This is a genomic window from Breoghania sp. L-A4, assembly GCF_003432385.1.
GTDB lineage: Bacteria > Pseudomonadota > Alphaproteobacteria > Rhizobiales > Stappiaceae > Breoghania.
Window position 1 is genome coordinate 2,716,220 of sequence record NZ_CP031841.1, and the last position, 18,688, is coordinate 2,734,907.

The 18,688-nt window shown below is 59.9% G+C and carries 15 protein-coding genes and 7 pseudogenes; 7 read left to right on the forward strand and 15 right to left on the reverse strand.

Features of this window, described 5'->3' with window-relative positions; all coding sequences use genetic code 11:
• Window positions 1-134: 134 nt before the first annotated feature.
• The 4 genes from D1F64_RS12430 to D1F64_RS12445 all read right to left on the reverse strand — a co-directional run bounded on the left by D1F64_RS12430 (window position 135) and on the right by D1F64_RS12445 (window position 4,036).
• Window positions 135-1,484, reverse strand: coding sequence for a PQQ-like beta-propeller repeat protein (locus D1F64_RS12430; RefSeq protein WP_117414577.1), 1,350 nt, complete (start codon window positions 1,482-1,484; stop codon window positions 135-137).
• Window positions 1,485-1,495: 11 nt separating this feature from the next.
• Window positions 1,496-2,161, reverse strand: coding sequence for a tetratricopeptide repeat protein (locus D1F64_RS12435; RefSeq protein WP_117412709.1), 666 nt, complete (start codon window positions 2,159-2,161; stop codon window positions 1,496-1,498).
• 249 nt (window positions 2,162-2,410) lie between these two features.
• On the reverse strand, window positions 2,411-3,247 hold the full coding sequence (panB, locus tag D1F64_RS12440) for a 3-methyl-2-oxobutanoate hydroxymethyltransferase (protein ID WP_117412710.1): 837 nt from the start codon (window positions 3,245-3,247) through the stop codon (window positions 2,411-2,413).
• Between the two features lie 222 nt (window positions 3,248-3,469).
• Entirely contained in the window at window positions 3,470-4,036 is a 567-nt protein-coding gene (locus D1F64_RS12445; RefSeq protein ID WP_117412711.1) for an NnrU family protein, read from the reverse strand.
• A 548-nt stretch (window positions 4,037-4,584) separates the two neighbouring features.
• Between D1F64_RS12445 and D1F64_RS12450 the strand changes: the two genes are divergently transcribed.
• From D1F64_RS12450 to D1F64_RS12460, 3 genes are all read left to right on the forward strand, one after another.
• Complete coding sequence (locus D1F64_RS12450; protein WP_162901515.1) at window positions 4,585-5,841, forward strand: HD-GYP domain-containing protein; 1,257 nt, start codon at window positions 4,585-4,587, stop codon at window positions 5,839-5,841.
• Window positions 5,842-6,028: 187 nt separating this feature from the next.
• Window positions 6,029-6,343 carry a PilZ domain-containing protein gene (locus D1F64_RS12455; protein ID WP_117412713.1) on the forward strand — a complete coding sequence of 105 codons (315 nt, stop codon included), beginning with the start codon at window positions 6,029-6,031 and terminating at the stop codon, window positions 6,341-6,343.
• 243 nt (window positions 6,344-6,586) lie between these two features.
• The gene (locus D1F64_RS12460; protein ID WP_248304446.1) at window positions 6,587-7,129 is read left to right on the forward strand and encodes a L,D-transpeptidase; all 543 of its coding nucleotides are present in this window, start codon (window positions 6,587-6,589) and stop codon (window positions 7,127-7,129) included.
• Between the two features lie 78 nt (window positions 7,130-7,207).
• Here the strand turns inward: D1F64_RS12460 and D1F64_RS12465 are convergent.
• A pseudogene (locus tag D1F64_RS12465) lies at window positions 7,208-7,992 on the reverse strand (VOC family protein).
• A 113-nt stretch (window positions 7,993-8,105) separates the two neighbouring features.
• Between D1F64_RS12465 and D1F64_RS12470 the strand changes: the two are divergent.
• Window positions 8,106-8,567, forward strand: a complete 462-nt coding sequence (locus tag D1F64_RS12470; protein WP_117412715.1) for a MarR family transcriptional regulator — start codon at window positions 8,106-8,108, stop codon at window positions 8,565-8,567.
• 15 nt (window positions 8,568-8,582) lie between these two features.
• On the opposite strand, the gene D1F64_RS12475 is transcribed toward D1F64_RS12470, so the two are convergent.
• The gene (locus tag D1F64_RS12475; RefSeq protein ID WP_117414578.1) at window positions 8,583-8,771 is read right to left on the reverse strand and encodes a DUF3008 family protein; all 189 of its coding nucleotides are present in this window, start codon (window positions 8,769-8,771) and stop codon (window positions 8,583-8,585) included.
• 113 nt (window positions 8,772-8,884) lie between these two features.
• A complete protein-coding gene (locus D1F64_RS12480; RefSeq protein ID WP_117412716.1) occupies window positions 8,885-9,229 on the reverse strand; it encodes a helix-turn-helix domain-containing protein in 345 nt (114 codons plus the stop codon).
• Window positions 9,230-9,339: 110 nt separating this feature from the next.
• On the opposite strand from D1F64_RS12480, the gene D1F64_RS12485 reads away from it, so the two are divergent.
• Window positions 9,340-10,356: a zinc-binding alcohol dehydrogenase family protein gene (locus D1F64_RS12485; protein WP_117412717.1), complete on the forward strand. Its 1,017-nt coding sequence runs from the start codon at window positions 9,340-9,342 to the stop codon at window positions 10,354-10,356.
• Window positions 10,357-10,431: 75 nt separating this feature from the next.
• Here the strand turns inward: D1F64_RS12485 and D1F64_RS12490 are convergent, their stop codons facing one another.
• The 5 genes and pseudogenes from D1F64_RS12490 to D1F64_RS23385 all read right to left on the reverse strand — a co-directional run bounded on the left by D1F64_RS12490 (window position 10,432) and on the right by D1F64_RS23385 (window position 15,070).
• Complete coding sequence (locus D1F64_RS12490; RefSeq protein ID WP_205470453.1) at window positions 10,432-11,961, reverse strand: tyrosinase family protein; 1,530 nt, start codon at window positions 11,959-11,961, stop codon at window positions 10,432-10,434.
• A gap of 20 nt (window positions 11,962-11,981) precedes the next feature.
• Complete coding sequence (locus D1F64_RS12495; RefSeq protein ID WP_117412719.1) at window positions 11,982-12,362, reverse strand: hypothetical protein; 381 nt, start codon at window positions 12,360-12,362, stop codon at window positions 11,982-11,984.
• 250 nt (window positions 12,363-12,612) lie between these two features.
• Window positions 12,613-12,885 (reverse strand): annotated as a pseudogene (locus tag D1F64_RS12500) (integrase core domain-containing protein); the annotation flags it as partial.
• A 70-nt stretch (window positions 12,886-12,955) separates the two neighbouring features.
• Window positions 12,956-14,105 (reverse strand): annotated as a pseudogene (locus D1F64_RS12505) (IS3 family transposase).
• Between the two features lie 95 nt (window positions 14,106-14,200).
• Window positions 14,201-15,070: a hypothetical protein gene (locus D1F64_RS23385; RefSeq protein WP_162901516.1), complete on the reverse strand. Its 870-nt coding sequence runs from the start codon at window positions 15,068-15,070 to the stop codon at window positions 14,201-14,203.
• A 626-nt stretch (window positions 15,071-15,696) separates the two neighbouring features.
• On the opposite strand from D1F64_RS23385, the pseudogene D1F64_RS12515 reads away from it, so the two are divergent.
• Window positions 15,697-16,467 (forward strand): annotated as a pseudogene (locus tag D1F64_RS12515) (IS5 family transposase).
• 12 nt (window positions 16,468-16,479) lie between these two features.
• Here the strand turns inward: D1F64_RS12515 and D1F64_RS24605 are convergent.
• Together D1F64_RS24605 and D1F64_RS25415 are read right to left on the reverse strand one after the other, a co-directional pair.
• A pseudogene (locus tag D1F64_RS24605) lies at window positions 16,480-16,799 on the reverse strand (transposase); the annotation flags it as partial.
• A gap of 174 nt (window positions 16,800-16,973) precedes the next feature.
• Window positions 16,974-17,222: pseudogene (locus tag D1F64_RS25415) on the reverse strand (hypothetical protein); the annotation flags it as partial.
• Here D1F64_RS25415 and D1F64_RS12525 point away from each other — a divergent pair.
• Window positions 17,169-18,357 (forward strand): annotated as a pseudogene (locus D1F64_RS12525) (IS3 family transposase). The pseudogenes D1F64_RS25415 and D1F64_RS12525 overlap by 54 nt on opposite strands.
• On the opposite strand, the gene D1F64_RS12530 reads toward D1F64_RS12525, so the two are convergent.
• Window positions 18,345-18,617 (reverse strand): hypothetical protein, encoded by a 273-nt coding sequence (locus D1F64_RS12530; protein ID WP_205470454.1) that lies wholly within the window; start codon window positions 18,615-18,617, stop codon window positions 18,345-18,347. The pseudogene D1F64_RS12525 and the gene D1F64_RS12530 sit on opposite strands and share 13 nt — an antisense overlap.
• Between the last annotated feature and the right edge of the window lie 71 nt (window positions 18,618-18,688).

Genomic DNA, 18,688 nt, shown 5'->3' on the forward strand with positions numbered 1-18,688 from the left:
GCCCGTGCTCCTTGAAAGACTGTTGTGACAATAGAACAGCCTGCGCCCGTTGGGACGCAGGCACGATGTTCTACACTCTTGGATCGATCATGTTTCGGCAGGCATGCATGGCCGCCAAAACGAATGTCGATCGGTCAGTTGAAGGCGACCACGTTGCCGCCGCCGCTGATTGCGATCAGCTTGCCGCCGGCCGCGATCGGAGAAATATAGACCTTCTCCGACACATCGCGGGTCCAGGTGATCGTCCCGGTCGCCGGATCGACACGGCTCATCTTGCCGTCGCTGGACAGCATCCACAATGCGCCGCCCGCCAACACCGGTCCCGCCCAGTTCGAGCGCTTCTTCTTGGTGTGGATGATCGGCAGTTGCGTGCTCCATATCGGCGAACCGCTCTTGCGGTCAAGCGCAATCAGACGATCGCGCAGATCAATCAGGAAAACCGCGTTGCCGGCGACCACGGGCGTGTGCACGCTTCCCGCATCCTGTTCCCAGAGCCGATCGCCGTTCTTCAGGTTCACGGCGATGGTGCGACCCACCACGCTGGTGGCGAAAACGACGCCGTCGGAGATCACCGGGCTGGCGCTGACGTCCGCCAGACCCGACAGGGCCTGGGTGCGATAGGAGCTGTTGACCGCATCGATCCAGCGCGGCGAACCGCTCTTGGCGTCAATCGCCATCACTTCACCGGACGAGAACGGCACCACGACCGTGTCACCGGACACCGCCGGATTGGCAGCCGACAGAAGTCCGGCCGTCTCGGGAATGCCGGAGTAGGTCCACAGATCGCCGCCGTCTTCCTGGTTGAGCGCATAGACCTCATTGGTCTGCGTCACCACGAAGACCTTGCCGCCCACCGCCGTGGGCGCACTGCGCGCAGGCGCCTCGAGCTGCTTGGCCCAAAGCTGACGTCCGCTGGCGGCATCGAGCGCGACGACGGATCCGTAACCGGTCGCGGCGAAAATCCGTCCGCTGTCAGCGGCAACGCCGCCGCCGCTCGCAACACCCTTTTCACCCTCGGGACGCAACTGCGCCACCCACTGGCGGCCACCATTGCTCTGCGAAAGCGCCGTGACCTTTCCGGCAGGGTCATAGACGAAGACACGGCCCTGGTAGGAAATCGGCGACGCCGCGATCCGCGGTCCCGAACTGCCGAATGAGGTGATGCCCCCGGAGCTTGTCCCGACAGAGACGCGCCACGCCTTGCCGCCGGCGCCCGAATAGGAGGCATGCGCGGGGTTGTTGGCCGCGTTGCCGCCACCCTGGCTCCAGTCGGCTGCACCGGAGGGTCCGGGTACCGATGCCGTGCCACCGGTCTCGCCGGTGAGCGAACCGGCGCCTTCGAACAGCTCCTGGCGCTCACCCTGCAGGATGTCCTCCCTCTCGGAGAAGGGATTCAGGGACGATGCGACATCGGACACCGAACTGCAGCCGGCGAGCACGGCGCAAGCGATTACCACGGATGCGGCGGAAAAGGGCCTGGTCATACGCAACACCATCAGTTGGCAACGCCATCGGCGCCGGCCGCGGCCAGCAGCGATTCCAGAACGCGGGCGCGGTTCACGACGTCCGCAGGGGTTTCTGTATCGGCTTGAATCTCGGACACCCATGTGCTTGCCGTCTTGGCGTCGCCGGCTTTCCAGGCCGCCAGAGCCATGATTTCGCGCGCCGAATGACGCAGCGCGTGGTTCCCGTCGGTGACAATCGAAACTCGCGCTTCGACCGAGCTCCGGTCTTCGAGATCAAGCGCCAGATAGCCTGCGCGTACCCGCGCGAGATCCCGATTGACCGAACTGGCGGAACGGTCGTTTGCAATGGCGTCGAATTCGCTCACGGCCGCCGCGGCGTCGCCCTCGGCCGCCAGTTCAGCCGCCGCGCGCATGCGCGCCAGAAGCGGATAACCGCCCGTGGCATCGTTCATGTCCGTCAGCATCTCACGCGCCTTGGCGTGGTTGCCGGCATCGGCTTCCTCAAGCGCGGCGAGGAACGCGTCCCCCGCCGTCTCCGCGCGCTGCGCCTGCCAGGCTTCCCATCCGCGGAAGCCCGCGGTGCCAGCAACGATCAACACGGCAACGCCGATGATGTAGGGTGCAAATCGCGACCAGAGCCTGCCCAGGCGGTCCCGCCTGAGATCCTCATCAACCTCGCGAAAAATATCGGCCATTGTTACTCGCTTAAACTTCTCATTCCGCCGCACCACGCCCGGACATGCTCCGGATCAAACGGCGATCGGCAAGGATCGTTGCGGGAATCGTCCAGAAACCGGAACATCGCCCCGGAAAAAAGGTTCGCGGACCATACATGCTCACCGATTTGGACGCAATCGAGGCCGGACGGCAATCAGACACAAGAAATCCGCCAGCGATATGAAATCACCGACGGATCCTTGTTCGTCGCGTCGCGGTCCGTTCGGCTAGCCGCCCGAGGCGGCCTTCTTGTTGGCCGCATAGACATGATCTTCAGCCGGGAACGCCCGCGTGCGGACCTCCGTTGCGTATTCGGCCACCGCACTGTCGATCATGTCGCCGAGATTGGCGTATGTTTTCACGAATTTCGGCACCTTCGGCGAAAGGCCGAGCATGTCCTCCAGCACCAGAATCTGGCCGTCGCAGGCATTCGACGCGCCAATGCCGATCGTCGGGATGGCAATCGCGGCGGAAATGCGCGCGGCAAGCGGCTCAACGATGCCCTCGAGCACCACGGCGAAGGCGCCCGCATCCGAGATCGCCTGCGCGTCTTCCTCAAGCGCAGCCCATTGGTTCTCGTCCTTGCCCTGCACGCGGAAGCCGCCCATCGTGTTGACCGATTGCGGCGTCAGCCCGATATGCGCCAGCACCGGAATGCCGCGATCCACGAGATAGCGCACGGTCGGTGCAATGTGCTTGCCGCCTTCGAGCTTGATCGCGCCGCAGCCGGTTTCCTTCATCACGCGCGAGGCAGTTGAAAACGCCTCCTTGGGATCGGCCTCGTAGCTGCCGAACGGCAGGTCGACGACGACCAGAGCCCGTTCGGATCCGCGCACCACCGCGCGCCCGTGCATGATCATCATGTCGACCGTGACCGGCACGGTCGTCTCCATGCCGTGCATGACCATGCCCAGCGAATCGCCGACGAGCATGAAATCGGCGTGTTTGTCGACAAGCCGCGCCGTATGCGCGTGATAGGCGGTCAGGGACACGATCGGCATCCCGCCCTTGCGGCTCTTGATGTCGACGGCCGTCAAACGGCGCTTGGCTGCGTGGACCGACATGATCGATTCTCCCACTCTCTGTTTGCCCGGACAGCGTGTCCGAGACGTACGGGCGGCAGTTGATGGCCCGTCGCGCATAAAGTGCGGAGAAACGGCTTCGCGCGACCGCGCGCCTCTCCGTATTTCACTATCGCCATCGCGTCATATGGTATCGCGACGCGGGATTCACAAAGTGCGCCGTTGTCATGAGGGCGTTGGCCAAACCCGCATACGGGCGGCGGATCAGGGAAGAACCGGAACGCCGATCAGCATTTCATGCAGTTTCAAGGCGAACAGCGCATACACGCCCAGGCCAACCATGACCGCCAGAACATCATTGATCCAGGGCCCGGCCGGTGCGGGAGCCGCGCCGCGGCGCTTCAGCGAAATCCGGTCGTAGACCGCCCAGGCGAGAAGCGTTGTGAACAGCACCAGCGACGCGAGGTCGCCATTGGCGAGCAGGTGCGCCAGGGCCCAGACCTTGATGGCCGTCACCATCGGATGCTTCACGGCCGCCGCGATCCGGCCCTTGAAGATCGACGCCGCGAGAAGCACGAAAGCGATCGCCACCAGCAGCAGCGTCAGGTGCCGCAGTCCCGTTGGCGGCTCGTAGATCACCGGAGAACCGGCAGCCCGCGCCATGGCGAATCCGTAGACGATCATCACCAGGCTCAACAGCGATGCGATGGAAAAGACAATCCGATAACCATTGGCGCCAAGTCGGTCCGTCAGCCCCGCACGCAATCCCGGGCGCGTAGGAATATGATGCGTCACGAGAAACAAGACCAGTCCGAGTATCAGCAGCCACATGGTAATCTCCCGTGCGGATTGCTTTTCCGCGTTTCCGACGCCTGTCTGGCGCTTGTATAGCAAAATGGCGAATTGCTGCAAAGCAACATCATCGCCACTGAGTCGTGCCCGCCAGAATAGCCTGGCGTCGCCGGCCCGTATTGCCTGGTTTCGGAACCGCTCGGTGATCCGGCCGCGCGGGACAATGCTCCGGCGGTTCCTCTGTTATCCCGAACACTCGCCACTTCGCCCCGCCCTGCGAGCGGCGCGGCGAAAGCCGCAGGACCGATACCACGTTCGGCTGCCGGCATTCATGTAAACAGTAACGGCGAACAGGACGACCCCGGCTTCCAATGTGGCGTGGTGGAAACAGCCCGCCGTCATTCTCGGGAATCAGGGCTTTCGGGCACGGACGAGCAAGGCTGCCACCTCGTCCGAGCGCAAAATACATACGTTATATATCCTTGTAACAATCGACTATAGTCGCGCAAAATCAAACATTTAAAAATCGCTTGACCCGTGAAACGCTCTATTAAAAGTTTATTGGCAGATAATGTCTTCCGCTCTTTTTGTTACGTCCTGCGATACTCAAGAACATTGCAACAAGAAACCCAGCCAGTACCCGAGATCCCCCGCAGCCGAAATTCAATGGTGCCAGAATGGCCGATGTTTATCTGATCAGTGATGATCTGACCCGCGCCGAGAAACTGCGCGCCAAACTGGCATTCAATTTCTGGATTGAGATCGCGCCGATCGACACGCTGCCCGATGGCGTGAACGAAGGCGATTGCATTTTGCTTATTGACTGCGACCTGGGCGAGAAGGCGAGTGCGGAGCCTTTGAAGGCTCTCATGGAGCGTGTCCCCTCGCCAGACAAAAGCATCGTTTTGGTCGACGGCAGCGGGTTCATTGGCCAGGCGCGCGGCAACGCGCTAGGCGGCGGTCAGATTTTCAGCCGCGGGATCAAGATCGCGACCCTGAGCTATGCGCTGGACACGATGCTGCACGACATCCGTCCGCTGCCGCAAAACGGCACGTCCCCGGAAGTGCGCCGGGTTCTCGACCAGGCCCGGCGGCTGCATCAGGACATCGCGCTGGCGGTGCACGACAACAAGGCCCTGCCGAAAAAGGCCATTGAGACGGTTTTGCGCAAACTGGTCGACGTCCTGGCCTTCCACGGCATCGGTTCGTGGATCGACGCCGTGCGCCTGCACCACAGCCATACCTATCGCCATTCGATGCTGGTGACCGGCTATGCGGTGGTCTTTGGGCAGCAGATGGCGCTGGACGCCGCTGACATCGATCTGCTGGCGATTGCCGCATTGTTGCATGACGTCGGCAAGGTACGGATCCCGCTCAGCGTGCTCGACAAGCCCGGCAAGCTGACGTCTGAGGAATTCGATCTCATCAAGAATCACCCCATCTACAGCCGCGACATATTGGTTGACGACGGACAATTCGCCCCCGCCGTGATCAACGCGGCCTATCAGCATCATGAATTCATCGACGGCTCGGGCTATCCGGAAGGCTTGAAGGGCGACCAGATCGCGCCCCTCGTGCGCATGCTGACGATCGCCGACATCTACGCGGCGCTGACCGAGGTGCGGTCCTACAAGCGCGCCTACAGCAACCGCGAGGCGTTTCACATCATGACGGAAATGGTCGGCAAGCTCGATAGCCGTCTTCTGAACGCCTTCCGGCCCATCGTTCTGGATGAAACCTTCGGCCGTGTGCGCCGGCGCAAGGCCGCCAATGCGCAGCAGGACCGCCCGGTCCTGCAAGCAGGCATCCATCCACTTGACCGCAACCGCACGGTTGCGATGTAGCCCGCCTGCACCGGCGCGCGCAGGAGCGCGAGGCGGCGGCGCCGTGCTGTGATCCGTTTCTCAATCCGTGTTCTTGCGTATTCCGAAATCGCGCGATCATTAAAATTTTCAGCAATTGCAATACAGTGTGGTCAGAAGGCCATGGCTAGAGTGTCGCGAACAGAACTCTCATCGTCAGGCACGTCAGATGGACACCGTCGAAAAAAGAAAACTCCACCGGCCCCGGATGCTTCAGGGCGGCAAGATCGTCTATGGCATGAACAACCTGCTGATCGACTGCATGATCCGGGACCGCACGGACATGGGCGCCCGACTGAAGGTCGCCATTTCCGCCGATGTCCCGAACCAGATCCGCCTGTTCGTCACCGGGGACAACGCCCTGACACCCGCACGGATCATCTGGCGCTCGGAACGCGAGATCGGCATCGAGTTCACAGGACCGGCCGAGCCGATTCACGACGCGGCCGACCTTCAGCTTCGCGCCCTCCGCGTCCACGCCTGATCGACGGAAAGCGCCTCTCCAGCCCCCGGTTTCCTCAGCAGGTCCTGCTTGCACGGGAAAGTGTCGACGCGGAGGTTGAAAATTTCATCGCCGGCCGAAGAATATCGCGATAATTGTGATGTAATGCACTTTTGCCGCAGAGAATGCCGCGCTAAGATTCGCTGTGGCCGGACATAGCCCGGCTTCGGCGTGGCATTCCGGCCGCGCAACTTTTCTGAGAACCGAATTTGCTCGTGAAATGAATTGTGGAGCGTCCTGCTCGTCGGCCCTTTCTGTCTGCCAGCCGTCGCTCCGTCGTCGAAATGGGGGGTGAGTATGCGTATTGTCTTGGCTATCGTATCGTTTTGCGCGTTTTTGGGACTGTCGGTGCCGGCACTGACAACCCAGGCAAACGCGACGGTTCGTCCGGGCTTTCGCTCCGGCGGACCAGACATCATCGCCGTGGTGGATATTTCCGATCAGCGGCTTCGGGTCTTTCGCTCCGGCAAGCTGCTGCACACCTGGAAGGTCTCCACGGCCGCGCGCGGCTATCGGACGCCGGTTGGGCGATATACGCCCTATCGCATTCACAAGATGTGGCGGTCGCGCAAATATCAGAACGCGCCCATGCCGTACTCGGTGTTCTTCCACAAGGGCTGGGCGGTGCACGGCACCGACGCGATCAAGCGTTTGGGGCGCCCCGCGTCGCACGGCTGCGTGCGCCTGCATCCCAAGAATGCAAAAGTTCTTTATTCGCTCGTGCGCGAAGCCGGAATGCAAAACGCTTCCATCGTGGTGCAGAAGTAGGCGCCACGCGCGCTCCTGACCCAATCGGCCGCTGGTGACAAACCCCGCCAGCGGCCGTATGCCGTCGAGTATCCCGGTTCACGCGCTCTTGTTTGCGGACATCAGGGAATATGTGACGCCCTGCGGGTCGATCGCATTGGCAATCCACATGCCGCCGGGCACTTCCATCGGTCCATTGGTGATCGTGCCGCCCGCCTTGGCAACGCGCTCGATTGCCGATGTGATGTTATCGACACCGAAATAGAAGTTCCACAACGGACCCGGCATGGAGTCCTGGCGGGTCATCATGGCCCCATGCCAATGCTGCCGTCGTCATTGCCGAACAACTGGTAGACGCCATCCGCGCCCATATCCATGGCGTCGCGCTTCTTCCAGCCAAACAGGCTCGAATAGAACGCGAAAGCCTCCTCGCCATTACCGGCATGCAGCTCCCGCCACCCCACATGTCCCACGGCCCCGTCTTCGGGCGCGCAAGCGTCCGCGTCGCCTTGTTCCGGCATAGCCGTTGGGCTGAACAGTCCGAAAACCGCGCCATGCGGATCGGCCGCAATGGCGATTCGGCCCACATTCGGAACGTCAAATGGCGGCCTGCAAATGCTGCCGCCGCTCGCGCGAACCCGCTCAGCGAAATCGTCAATGTCAGCGACCCCAATATAGCCGGTCCAGCCCGGAGGCACGCCTTCGGGCGCGGTCATCAGCCCCGCAACCGGCGCGTCTCCGTAAGAAAAGATCGTGTAGGGATGAGCTACGTGCCCGGGGTCCGCCGCATCCCAGCCAACGACCGCCGTATAGAACGCTTCCGCCGCGGCCATGTCGCCGACCGCCAGCTCGTACCAGACGAATTCAAAACGCGACTTGCTCATCCAGGTCTCCTCCCCCGTCCGCCGGCTTCGCCAGCCGGAAAAAGCGCATGCGTCCCGGCGCGAACCACAACGCGCCGGTTGACTATCTACGTTGATATCAACATAAATGACCCATGTCAAAACCCGGTATGCTTCCGTACGAAACGACCATTCTTGTCCGCGACAGCTGTCTGTGCCTGCATGTTCAGCGCGCGGCGCGTGCGCTGGCGCGCCGCTTTGATGACGCGCTCAGGCCACTGGGGCTGACCAACGGGCAATTCTCGTTGCTGATGTCGCTCAACCGCCCGCATCCTCCCGCCATCGGCCAGGTGGCGGAGGTGCTGGCGATGGACAGGACCACGCTCACCGCCGCGCTCAAGAGCCTTGAGCGGCGCGGTCTCGTCACAATCGAATGCAACCCGGCTGACAAGCGGTCCCGGCTTCTCCACCTGACCAATGACGGACGCGCCCTTCTGGCGCGCGCCTTCCCCGTCTGGAAACAGCATCACGCCGAAATCGACGCCGCTTTGCAGGATGCGGACCGTCTGCGCGGGGATCTCAATCAGGTGCTTGCGCTGCGGCCCGTCCCGGTCTGAAGCCAATTCGCCCGTTCAGGAATCGGGCACATGCTCGGGCTTTCCCTTGCGGCTTCCGGAGGCGAACTCTTCAAGCTCCTCCTCGCTCATGCTCTCGTACATCGACCTGGCGGCCCCTTTCAGGTCCGACTTGTTCGTCTCGCCGCGTTTCGCCGAAAGGGCCGCGCCCGCAGCCTTCTGCTGCGCCTTGGATTTCGCTGGCATGATCACCTCCTGCAGGTTCGCGCCGGCAGGCCCGTCGCGCAGAGAAGATCTTCGCGCAAGGACCCCGCCATCTGCGCAACGTCGTGGCGAGGAAAAGGTTCCGGCATCGCGTCTCAAGCAGAGTGGCGTACGGCGGCAACAGCATCGGCCTTAGCGGTCTTCGGCGCCAGGTCCACATGCTCATCACCCCAGGCCCTCAGCGCGCGGATCACGGGTTCAAGGCTGCGGCCGCGCGGGGTCAGGCTGTACTCCACCTTCGGCGGCACCACTGGATAGACCCTGCGGCTGATCAGCCCATCGGCTTCCGGCGCGCGCAACTGAATGGTCAACGTGCGCTGCGCGCCCTCGAACAAATGATAGAGCACGACGCCCTTCCACTTTCCGGAGATGAGTTCGGGCGTGCCTTCCACGGCGCAGCCGGGACTGCAATCAAGACGCTTGTGGCGGCTGCGCGGTATGGTGGTATCCTTTCTGACATTGGGCGCATTTTATGTGCGTACTTGCACCTCTCATATGTAAGGGGCATGTCTCGGGCAGGCAATTCACACCCCATGACGCAGGAGCCACCATGCGCGCCGTCGGCTACCAGAAATCCCTTCCCATCGAGGATCCCGCCTCGCTTGTCGATATCGAGCAGCCGAAACCCGAACCCTCCGGGCGCGACCTTCTGGTGAAGATTCACGCGATCTCCGTCAATCCAGTCGACACCAAGGTTCGCCGGCGCGCGGAGCCCGAGGCCGGCGGCTGGAAGATTCTGGGATGGGACGCCGCGGGCACCGTCGAGGCCGTCGGCCCGGATGCGACGCTGTTCAAGCCCGGGGACGCGGTCTATTACGCCGGCGCACTCGAGCGCCCCGGCACCAACGCGGAGTTTCATCTGGTCGATGAGCGCATCGTCGGCCGCAAGCCCGCTTCCTTGTCATGGGCAGGAGCCGCTGCACTTCCGCTGACCGCAATCACGGCCTGGGAGGCGCTGTTCGACCGGCTGACCGTCAACAGGGCCGTGCCGGGTGGTCGCAATGCGATCCTGATCATCGGCGGCGCCGGCGGAGTCGGGTCCATCGCCATCCAGCTCATCCGCCGGCTCACCGACATCACCATCATCGCGACCGCATCACGTGCGGAAACGCGATCCTGGGTCGAGGATCTTGGCGCGCATCATGTGGTGGATCATTCCAGACCCCTGGCCGCTGAAGTCGCCGCGCTCGGAATCGGCGCTCCGGCCTTCGTCTTCTCCACGACCAATACGGAGGACCATCTCGCGCAGATCGTCGAGCTGATCGCCCCGCAAGGCCGCTTCGCGCTGATCGACGACCCGGCCGCGCTCGACGTGATGCCTTTCAAGCGCAAAAGCGTCTCCACGCACTGGGAGTTCATGTTCACCCGCTCGATGTTCTCAACCGCCGATATGGCGGCCCAGGGCGAGCTGCTCAACGAAGTGTCGCGGCTTGTCGATGAAGGCACGCTGCGCACCACGCTGGGCGAGGTGTTCGGCACGATTTGCGCCGAAAACCTCAAACGCGCTCATGAGTTTATCGAAAGCGGCCGTGCCCGGGGCAAGGTCGTGCTGGAAGGCTTCGCCTGACGCCGGCGAGGGATTCTGCGCGTGCCGCAGGGCGGATCGCATCCGCCCTGCTCCGCCACGACAGTCCTGTTTGCGCTATTCGGTTTGCACCGGAATGCTGACCGAAATCGTCGGCTTGCCCATCATCTTGACCGGAAAGCGCGACCCGACAAACGATGTGTCGACCGGTTCAACCTCCACCTGCAGTTTTCCGCCGGCGATTTCGCTCAACGGCAGGTCGAAGTCGAAGTGCGCCATCGCATTCTTGACGCAATTTTCGCACTTTTCCGGCTCATCCGGCTGGAACATGAAGCGCGTGGCGATCGGCTTGCCGTCCTTCAACAGATGAACCTTGAAGCTGCCCGGGATCTTCAACCGGTTGATGCCGCTGGCCGTCACCATGGCGCGTTGCGGATTAATCGACACGCTGCGCTCCAGCGGCACCGATTGCGCCGTCTTCGCGGCCAGGGCGATAAGAGGCTGTTTGGTGGCCGGCGGGGCATAATCGACGTCCAGCGACTTCACCGAGTCGATGACTTTGATGGAACTGAGCGCGACGGGCAGGCTTGTGAACGGTTCCAGCGCCTGCAGCGGCGGGACGGTGAAGATCTGATAGCTCGCCAGGTCCGTCTGCTTGTCGATGGTCGAGAGCAACCCGTTCAGCTCGGTGGCGCCAACCTTCTTCTGCCATTCCCACCACAGCCGGTCCCAGTTCGAATGAAAGAACCAGAAAACGGGATCGAAGGCTGCGACCGACTGGTTGGCCATCGTCGGCCCGATAGCACCATGTCCGCCGTCGTGCGCCGCGATGATCGTGTTGTAGGGCGCTCCGGACCAGTAGCCGTGGAAGTCTTCCCAGTCGGTCTTTGTCAGCGCCCGCTCCAGATCGGCGGTCACGTTGTACGTCAACAGGTTGCTCTTGATGTCGGGATAGCTGAACCTGGTTGTCTTGTAACCCTTGCTGAAGCCGCCACCGATGTCGGCGGGCAGCGTGTAGCTGTCGAAGGGCGCCTTCTTGAGAAAGTCCGGAAACGGCGTCGTGATGTCCCAGTATGGAAGCGTCACATCCTCGCATCCGGGGACCGAGCGCAGCGCGTTCTCGAAATTGAACATGTAGGCCCGGTGCCAGGGATTGTAGCCGGGCACATGATGCTGGCAGTAAAGCGGCGCGGGAAGCCAGTGGTAGCCGGCCTGCATGAAATAGCAGTTGGGATCCGTGAGATCCTTGTCCTTCGCGAGAATTCCCTCGAACGCCGTCTTGACCAGTTTCAGCTCCGCGTCGCTCAGTGAATTGAGATCCTTCCTGACGCGCCCTGCGCCGCTCGTCCCGGCCGGGGCCGCCAGTGTGGCTGTTTCCCCGTCCGGTGCGGCTTTCCCCTTCGGATAACCGTCGGTCATCCAGTTGAGAAACGTCTGGACCATGTCCGCCGTCCAGGGGTCCCCCGGCGGCATGGTCTTGGCGGCCACCTGGCCGTAGATGGTGCCTGCGGACGCCCGCACCTGCTCGTAGCTTGTCAGGTCGAGCCCCTGCGTCTGCATGTGGGCGATGTCCGTATCGGTGAACATCAGCCGGATGGTGTCGTACCAGGTCGGGTGTGCAACGGGATAATTTGGCGATTGGGGCACTAAAATCTCCTGTCAAAAAATTACACCGGGTGCAGCATGAGGCAGACACTCAGCGTTGGATTTCCCATCCGATCGGGATCGACGGCCTTGCGAGACCCGTCCGCGTCGAGCGCTTCAATGTCGACGCTGAGTGTGCCGCCAGACACGACGTCGATGGGCAAGATAAAATCGAAATGAGCGGCCTGACTTGGTCCGCCGAGCCCGCCGGCATCCGCCCCGTCGGAGGGCTGGAAGAAAAAACGCGATGCAATCCGCTGGCCGTTCATCAGAAGATGGACCGAGAACGATCCGCCGATGGCCGCGCTGTCCAGCCCGTCAATCGCAACATTCACATCGCGGGCCTGGACCGCAACGCCTTGGGAAATGGCAACAGACTTGCGAGGCTTCCGCGCACGTTCCATCACCGCCGGCCCACGCGTTCAAATCACGAAATGCATTTCTCGAACAAAATCAATTATTCAGACACAAAACCTTGAACCCCTCCGGGCTCAATATACTTGATCGTACATCTTGCGCCCACGGGAGCGCAATGCCGCCACGGAAATTTGAAGCGCGGGACAGACGCACCCGCCGCCGGAAATGAAAAGGCCGGTCCATGGACCGGCCCCACACGGTTGTGCTACTCCCGCTCATTACTAACGTATCCACGTAACCTTCTTGGCTTACGAATGACATGACGGCTTCGATGGGTCCGCGGCCCATGTTGCGGTAACCTAGATGTGGGCATTCGGTGTTGTAATGGATGAGCCAGGCGTCGAGATCGGTCTGCAGGGCTTCGACGCTCGGACAGAATGTCTCGCGCATCTTCACGCGGAAGAACGCGTCGAGGACGGCGCCGTTGAACCGCTCGACGAAACCGTTCGTCTTTGGCGTCCTGACTTTGGTTCGGCGATGCTCGATGCCGTTGAGCTCGAGATAGAGCTTGACGTTGCCCCACGGACCTAATCCTATTTGAAATAGACTCGGCCCATCGAAATGAATAGCCCCGAGTTTTCTAGACGCCCTCGGCTCTCATTTTCCGCTGCCGTTCGAAATCGACGGGTGACAGTATCCCGTTCCTCACATGCTTGCGCTTCGGGTTGTAGAACATCTCGATGTAGTCGAACACATCCTGCCGGGCTTCAACGCGGGTCTTGTAGGTCCGGCGCCGTGTCCGTTCCCGCTTGAGCAGATTGAAGAAGCTCTCCGCAACAGCGTTGTCGTGGCCGTTCCCGCGACGGCTCATGGAGTGTTCCAGGTTATGAGCCCTGAGGAATGATGCCCAGTCCATGCTGGTGAATTGGGTGCCTTGGTCTGAGTGGATCAGCACCTTGTGCTTTGGCTTCCGTCTCCACACCGCCATCAGCAATGCCTGCAGGACCACGTCATCGTCTGACGGCTCTACATCAACCAGCCGACGACGCGGCGGGAGTAGAGATCGATCACGACGGCCAGATAGGCGAAGCCCTCCAGCGTCCTGATATAGGTAATGTCGGTGACCCAGATCCGGTCTGGCGCGCCCACATCGAACTGCCGGTCCATGCGTTGTCGACGACCAATGACGGCTTGCCGCCATGGCTGCTCGGTCGGCGCTTGTAGCCGATCTGTGCCTTGATGCCCGCCAGCTTGGCCAGTCGAGCAACGCGGTTCGGACAGCACGTCTCGCCCTGATCCAGCAGATCGTCGTGCAGCTTGCGATAGCCATACACCTTGCCGCTTTCCTTCCAAACCTTGCTGATGAGTTCGGTCTGGCGAGCGTCTTCCTTCGCCCGCTTGCTCAGCGGGTTCTTCAGCCAGGCGTAGAAGCCGCTCGGATGGGGTGCGCAGGCACCGGCACATCGCCCGCACCGAGAACAGCGGGCGATGCTCGGCGACGAACGCGTATCTCACTTTGCATCCCTGGCGAAATACGCGTTCGACTGCGTCTCACCTATTTTTAGGATGTCGCGCTCCTCGGTGACCCTCGCCAGCTCGCCCTTCAGGCGCCTGATCTCGGCGTCCCTGTCATCGCCGCCGGGCGGCAGCGAGAACTTCCTCTTCCAGGCGTAGAGCGAGTGCGGACTGACGCCCAGCCGCTTCGAAACCTCCGCGACCGGATAGCCCCGCTCGGTGATCTGCGCCACCGCGTCCCGTTTGAAATCGTCGCTGAAATTGCCTTTGACCATCATGGCCTCCTTGCCTCAAAATTAGGGAAGAAGGCGTCTACGAAGCTTGGGGCTATTCAGAGTCCTGAACTGCGACGAAAACTAATTTTTACCAGCTATTCGTTCAACTCCTGCATTAACCTACCTGCCAAATCACTGGCTACCCAAATCGAATGATCAATTTTCCCTGAAAACACAGTATAAAAGGGATGTTTTGTCTCCAATTTCTCGATGAGCGACGGTCGCCTATCAGTACTATCAACGCCCGCAAGAACCACACGAACTGTTGCCAAAAAGTCTATGTACTCTGCGCTGGAAATATCTGGAAGCCAATGCGATGACGAACGAACCATTTGCTCATATGCATCCCTGGCAGCGTCATCCCCTATGGCCTCTCTTGGGGACTTCCATTTCTTTGGATAATTCCTACCAATAAATGTGTCTCGTACCGTGTGATCAACATGATAAAGAAGATATTGTCCTGATTTACCAAACGGGAGAATTGTAAAAAACCGTCCATCCATAACGGTGATGCCGACTGGCGGCTTCTCACTTCTCCACTTAACAATGGGAACAACTGTAAGCTCGTATTGCAGGTCTGTTAAAGAAACACCTAAAGATTCATTGAATGAGTTGAAACTTGAATATGTACAATTTACAATTGACCTCGCATTTATGGTAACATTATCGGCCTTTAAAACAAAGCCATCTATAGACTCTTCGACAGAACTCACGTTGCTGTCAAAGAGGACGGCTACATTATTCCTATCAAGATCTGAGCTTACTAAATATTTAAGAATGCGCGAATCGTAAACAACCTCATCGGTATATATCCCACCAGAGACATTTCTTAATGAAGGTTTGAAATCATCAAGATCGATTTCATCTGTTTTCAAATTCGCCTTACGACAGAAATCCAGATACTCGGCGAAGTTAACATTGCTGCCTTCACTGCTAACAAAATACGCGTTTGGAAATCCGCGCAAGATGCTTTCATTGAACCTCTTTTGGAATGCATGAAAGCCTCTCTGACAGTGCACTGCCGTTTCTATATCTCGGGGTAATGATAACCAAGGTGAAGTCTGTTTTGGTTATTTAGGGTGGCACCCTGCATCAACGACGATTCTCGCTCCAGTAACTTCACGCTTAACCCTAATTTTGACAGCTCAATTGCCGACAAGCAGCCAAATATACCTCCTCCTATTACTACCGCGTCAACTTTGGACACTTCACTCGCCTTTGACATCGATGAACTTTCCACCTAATGATCTCGAACTCGGATGGTCAACCTCAAAACAAAATTCAGCTAGATCTTTCTTAAGACTAGTTCCTCTACAGGAGTTTCACCTAGATGATTCTAAATTTTTTCCAAAGGATAACATCTGCATCATTTGCGAACCTTCGAATATTCCGGGAGATGCGCAGCTATGACGAATACCACGTTTTCCTTTCCGAGTGATTTGCTCAAACCAAATCGAGCCGATTTTGAGGATGCATAAACCCCTCTAAACTTCCAGAAGAAGTTGGGATTGAATTAGGTCACATACTCATAAAACGGGATTCCCTTTGCGCGAGGGTTCTGATTCACTGACCACCATCAATGGAGGTCAGGATGGCTCGCTTCGATCTGACGGATTTCGAGTGGTCTGTGATACAGCCGCTTCTGCCGACAAAGGTGCGTGGGGTCCCGCGCGCCGATGACCGCAAGGTGCTGAACGGCATCTTCTGGCGGCTGCGCACGGGAGCGCCTTGGGCCGACATTCCGGCGCGCTATGGCCCGTACACGACCTGCGTCAACCGCTTCAACCGCTGGCGCAAGGCCGGGCATTGGGCCCGTATTCTTGAAGCGGTATCAGATGCTTACGACGGTGACGTGCAGATGATCGACTCGTCATCGATCCGCGTTCACCAGCATGCCGCCAACGGCCAAAAAAAGACCAGCGATCCCGTTGCATGGGTCGCTCGCGCGGCGGCCTGACCACCAAGATCCATGCGCTCGTCGACGCCGAGGGCCGGCCGATCCGCCTCAAGCTGACCGAGGGCCAGGCCCACGACGGACGCTCGGCCGCCGACATGTTCGAAACGCTCAAGGCCGGTCACATCCTGCTCGCCGACCGCGCCTATGACAGCGATGCCTTGCGCGCCGAAATGGCCGCGCGGGGCGCATGGGCCAACATCCGCGCCATGCCGAACCGCGTCAAAACCTTCCCCCTTCAGCGCCTGGGTTTATCGACAACGCAACGCCGTCGAGCGTTTCTTTAGCAAACTCAAACACTTCAGGGCCATTGCCACACGATACGACAAGCGCGACGCCAATTTTCTCGCCTCAGTCCAACTCGCTTCAATCCGCATATGGCTGCGAACTTATGAGTCGGTCACCTAGAGCATTTACCGATCAATCGCGATCATATCCGGCTGCCGCGAAATAGTTCTGGCATTCGGTCGGTGTGAAGGTGTCGATACCCTGGGAGATCGCGTCCCAGAGATCGTCTTTTGTGCGCGCGGCGGTTTTCTTGAGGAAGGCCTTGAGTTTGGAATAGGCCATCTCGATGGGATTGAAATCGGGCTGTAAGGCGGCAGGAAGCGCAGGGTCGCGCCGGCGGTCTCGATGGCATGGCGCACTTCAATCGGCTTGTGCGCCGGCAGATTGTCCATCACTACGATGTCACCGGCTTTATGCATCGGAACGAGAACCTGCTCCATATAGGCGAGAAAGGCCGCGCCCCACATGCGCTTCCCGAACCGGAACATGCCATCGTCGCCGGGCAGATCTGGCTCATTCAGACGGCGCGGATCCGGGTGGCCGGCATGGTGGTACTCGACGATGTGGAAGCCGCAGACGTTGACGTAAAAATGAATGTTTCGCTTCTCGAAATACGGCGTGTGCGTTGTCCAGACCTGCGTGTCCGGATACGTAGCCTCAATGGCACGCCAGGCGTTGCGGCCAATGCCGCGGCCCAGTTGATCAGAGCGCACGTAGAAAAAGTCGAGTGAGTTGTGCTGCGTTTCGGTATTGATCGTGACGTTGCCCCACGGACCTAATCCAGTTTGAAATAGACTCTGGCCCATCGAAAAGGACCAGAGATGAAGCGCACCAAGTTTAGCGAAGAACAGATTATCGGCATTCTCAAAGAGCATGAGGCGGGCGTTCCGATCGCCGATTTGTGCCGCAAGCACGGCGTGAGCAACGCCAGCATCTACAAATGAAAAGCCAAGTATGGCGGCATGGATGTGAGCGAGGCCAAGCTGCTTAAATCGCTCGAGGACGAGAACGCCAAGCTCAAAAAGCTCTTGGCCGATACCATGCTCGACAACTCCGCACTCAAGGATCTTCTCGAAAAAAATGGTAGCGCCCGCCACTAGGCGAAAGGCTGTCGCTTATCTCAGGAAGACCTTTGAGATGAGCGAGCGGAGGGCGTGCACAGTGCTAGGCTGTTGTCGCATGACCATGCGGTATCAGGGCAGCCGCGTGGATGATGTCGATCTGCGGGATCGGATGAAGGCGATTGCCCATGAACGTCGGCGCTTTGGATATCGGCGCCTGCATGTATTGCTGCGCCGGGAAGGCTATGTGGTCAACCACAAGCGCCTGTTCCGGATGTATCGGGAGGAGAATCTCTCGGTGCGGCGCAGGGGGTGCCGGAAACGTGCCTTGGGAACTCGGGCGCCGATGGTCATCCCCATAGCACCCAACGACCGCTGGTCGCTGGACTTTGTCTCCGATCAGCTCACCTATGGTCGCCGGTTCAGGGTTCTGACGGTCGTGGACGATTGCACCCGGGAGTGCTTGGCACTCGTCGCCGACACATCCCTCTCGGGTCTACGGGTTGCTCGAGAGCTAGAGACGCTCATGGCGACACGGGGCAAGCCAAAGATGGTGGTCAGCGACAACGGCACCGAGTTCACCTCCAATGTCATTCTCAGCTTTGCCGATCAGCACAAGATTGACTGGCATTACATCGCACCGGGAAAGCTGATGCAGAACGCGTTCATTGAATCGTTCAATGGCAGGCTCAGGGACGAGATGCTCAACGAGACCCTGTTCCCGAGCCGATCCTATGCCCGTATCGCCCTGAGAGAATGGCGGGCTGATTACAACGCCAACCGCCCACACTCGCGGCTGGGCTGGCTCACCCCAACCGAATACGCCACCACCTTCACCCAACGACGGGACCTGCCGCTGCGCTCAATGGCCAACTCCGCGCCAGCCCCCGTCTTCCACCCGGCTCAGCACGGCCAAAACAACCCCCGGAGTCTACATCACATTGGATAAAAGATGGGGGCAACGTCAATCGAAACCACGGCCCCGCCTACCGATCGGCCGTCCTCGAAAATCCGGTGAACGACGGCGTTCGGAGCCGTGAAGGAGGCGGTCACGTCATCATCGGATGGAATCGGGCCGTCGTCGACCGATCCGAATGTTTCCACGACGACGATCGCGAAGGCATCCTGAAGATCTTTGCGGAAGCGCGGCAGGTCGTCCTCGCTCGCAATGTCCAGCGTCACGTGGCCCGGTGTTGGTGCGGATTTCATCAGTATTCTCCAGAACAGATGTCGAGAAACGGCAGGGAAAGATATCTCCGTCATGGGTGGGCGCTCGAGCG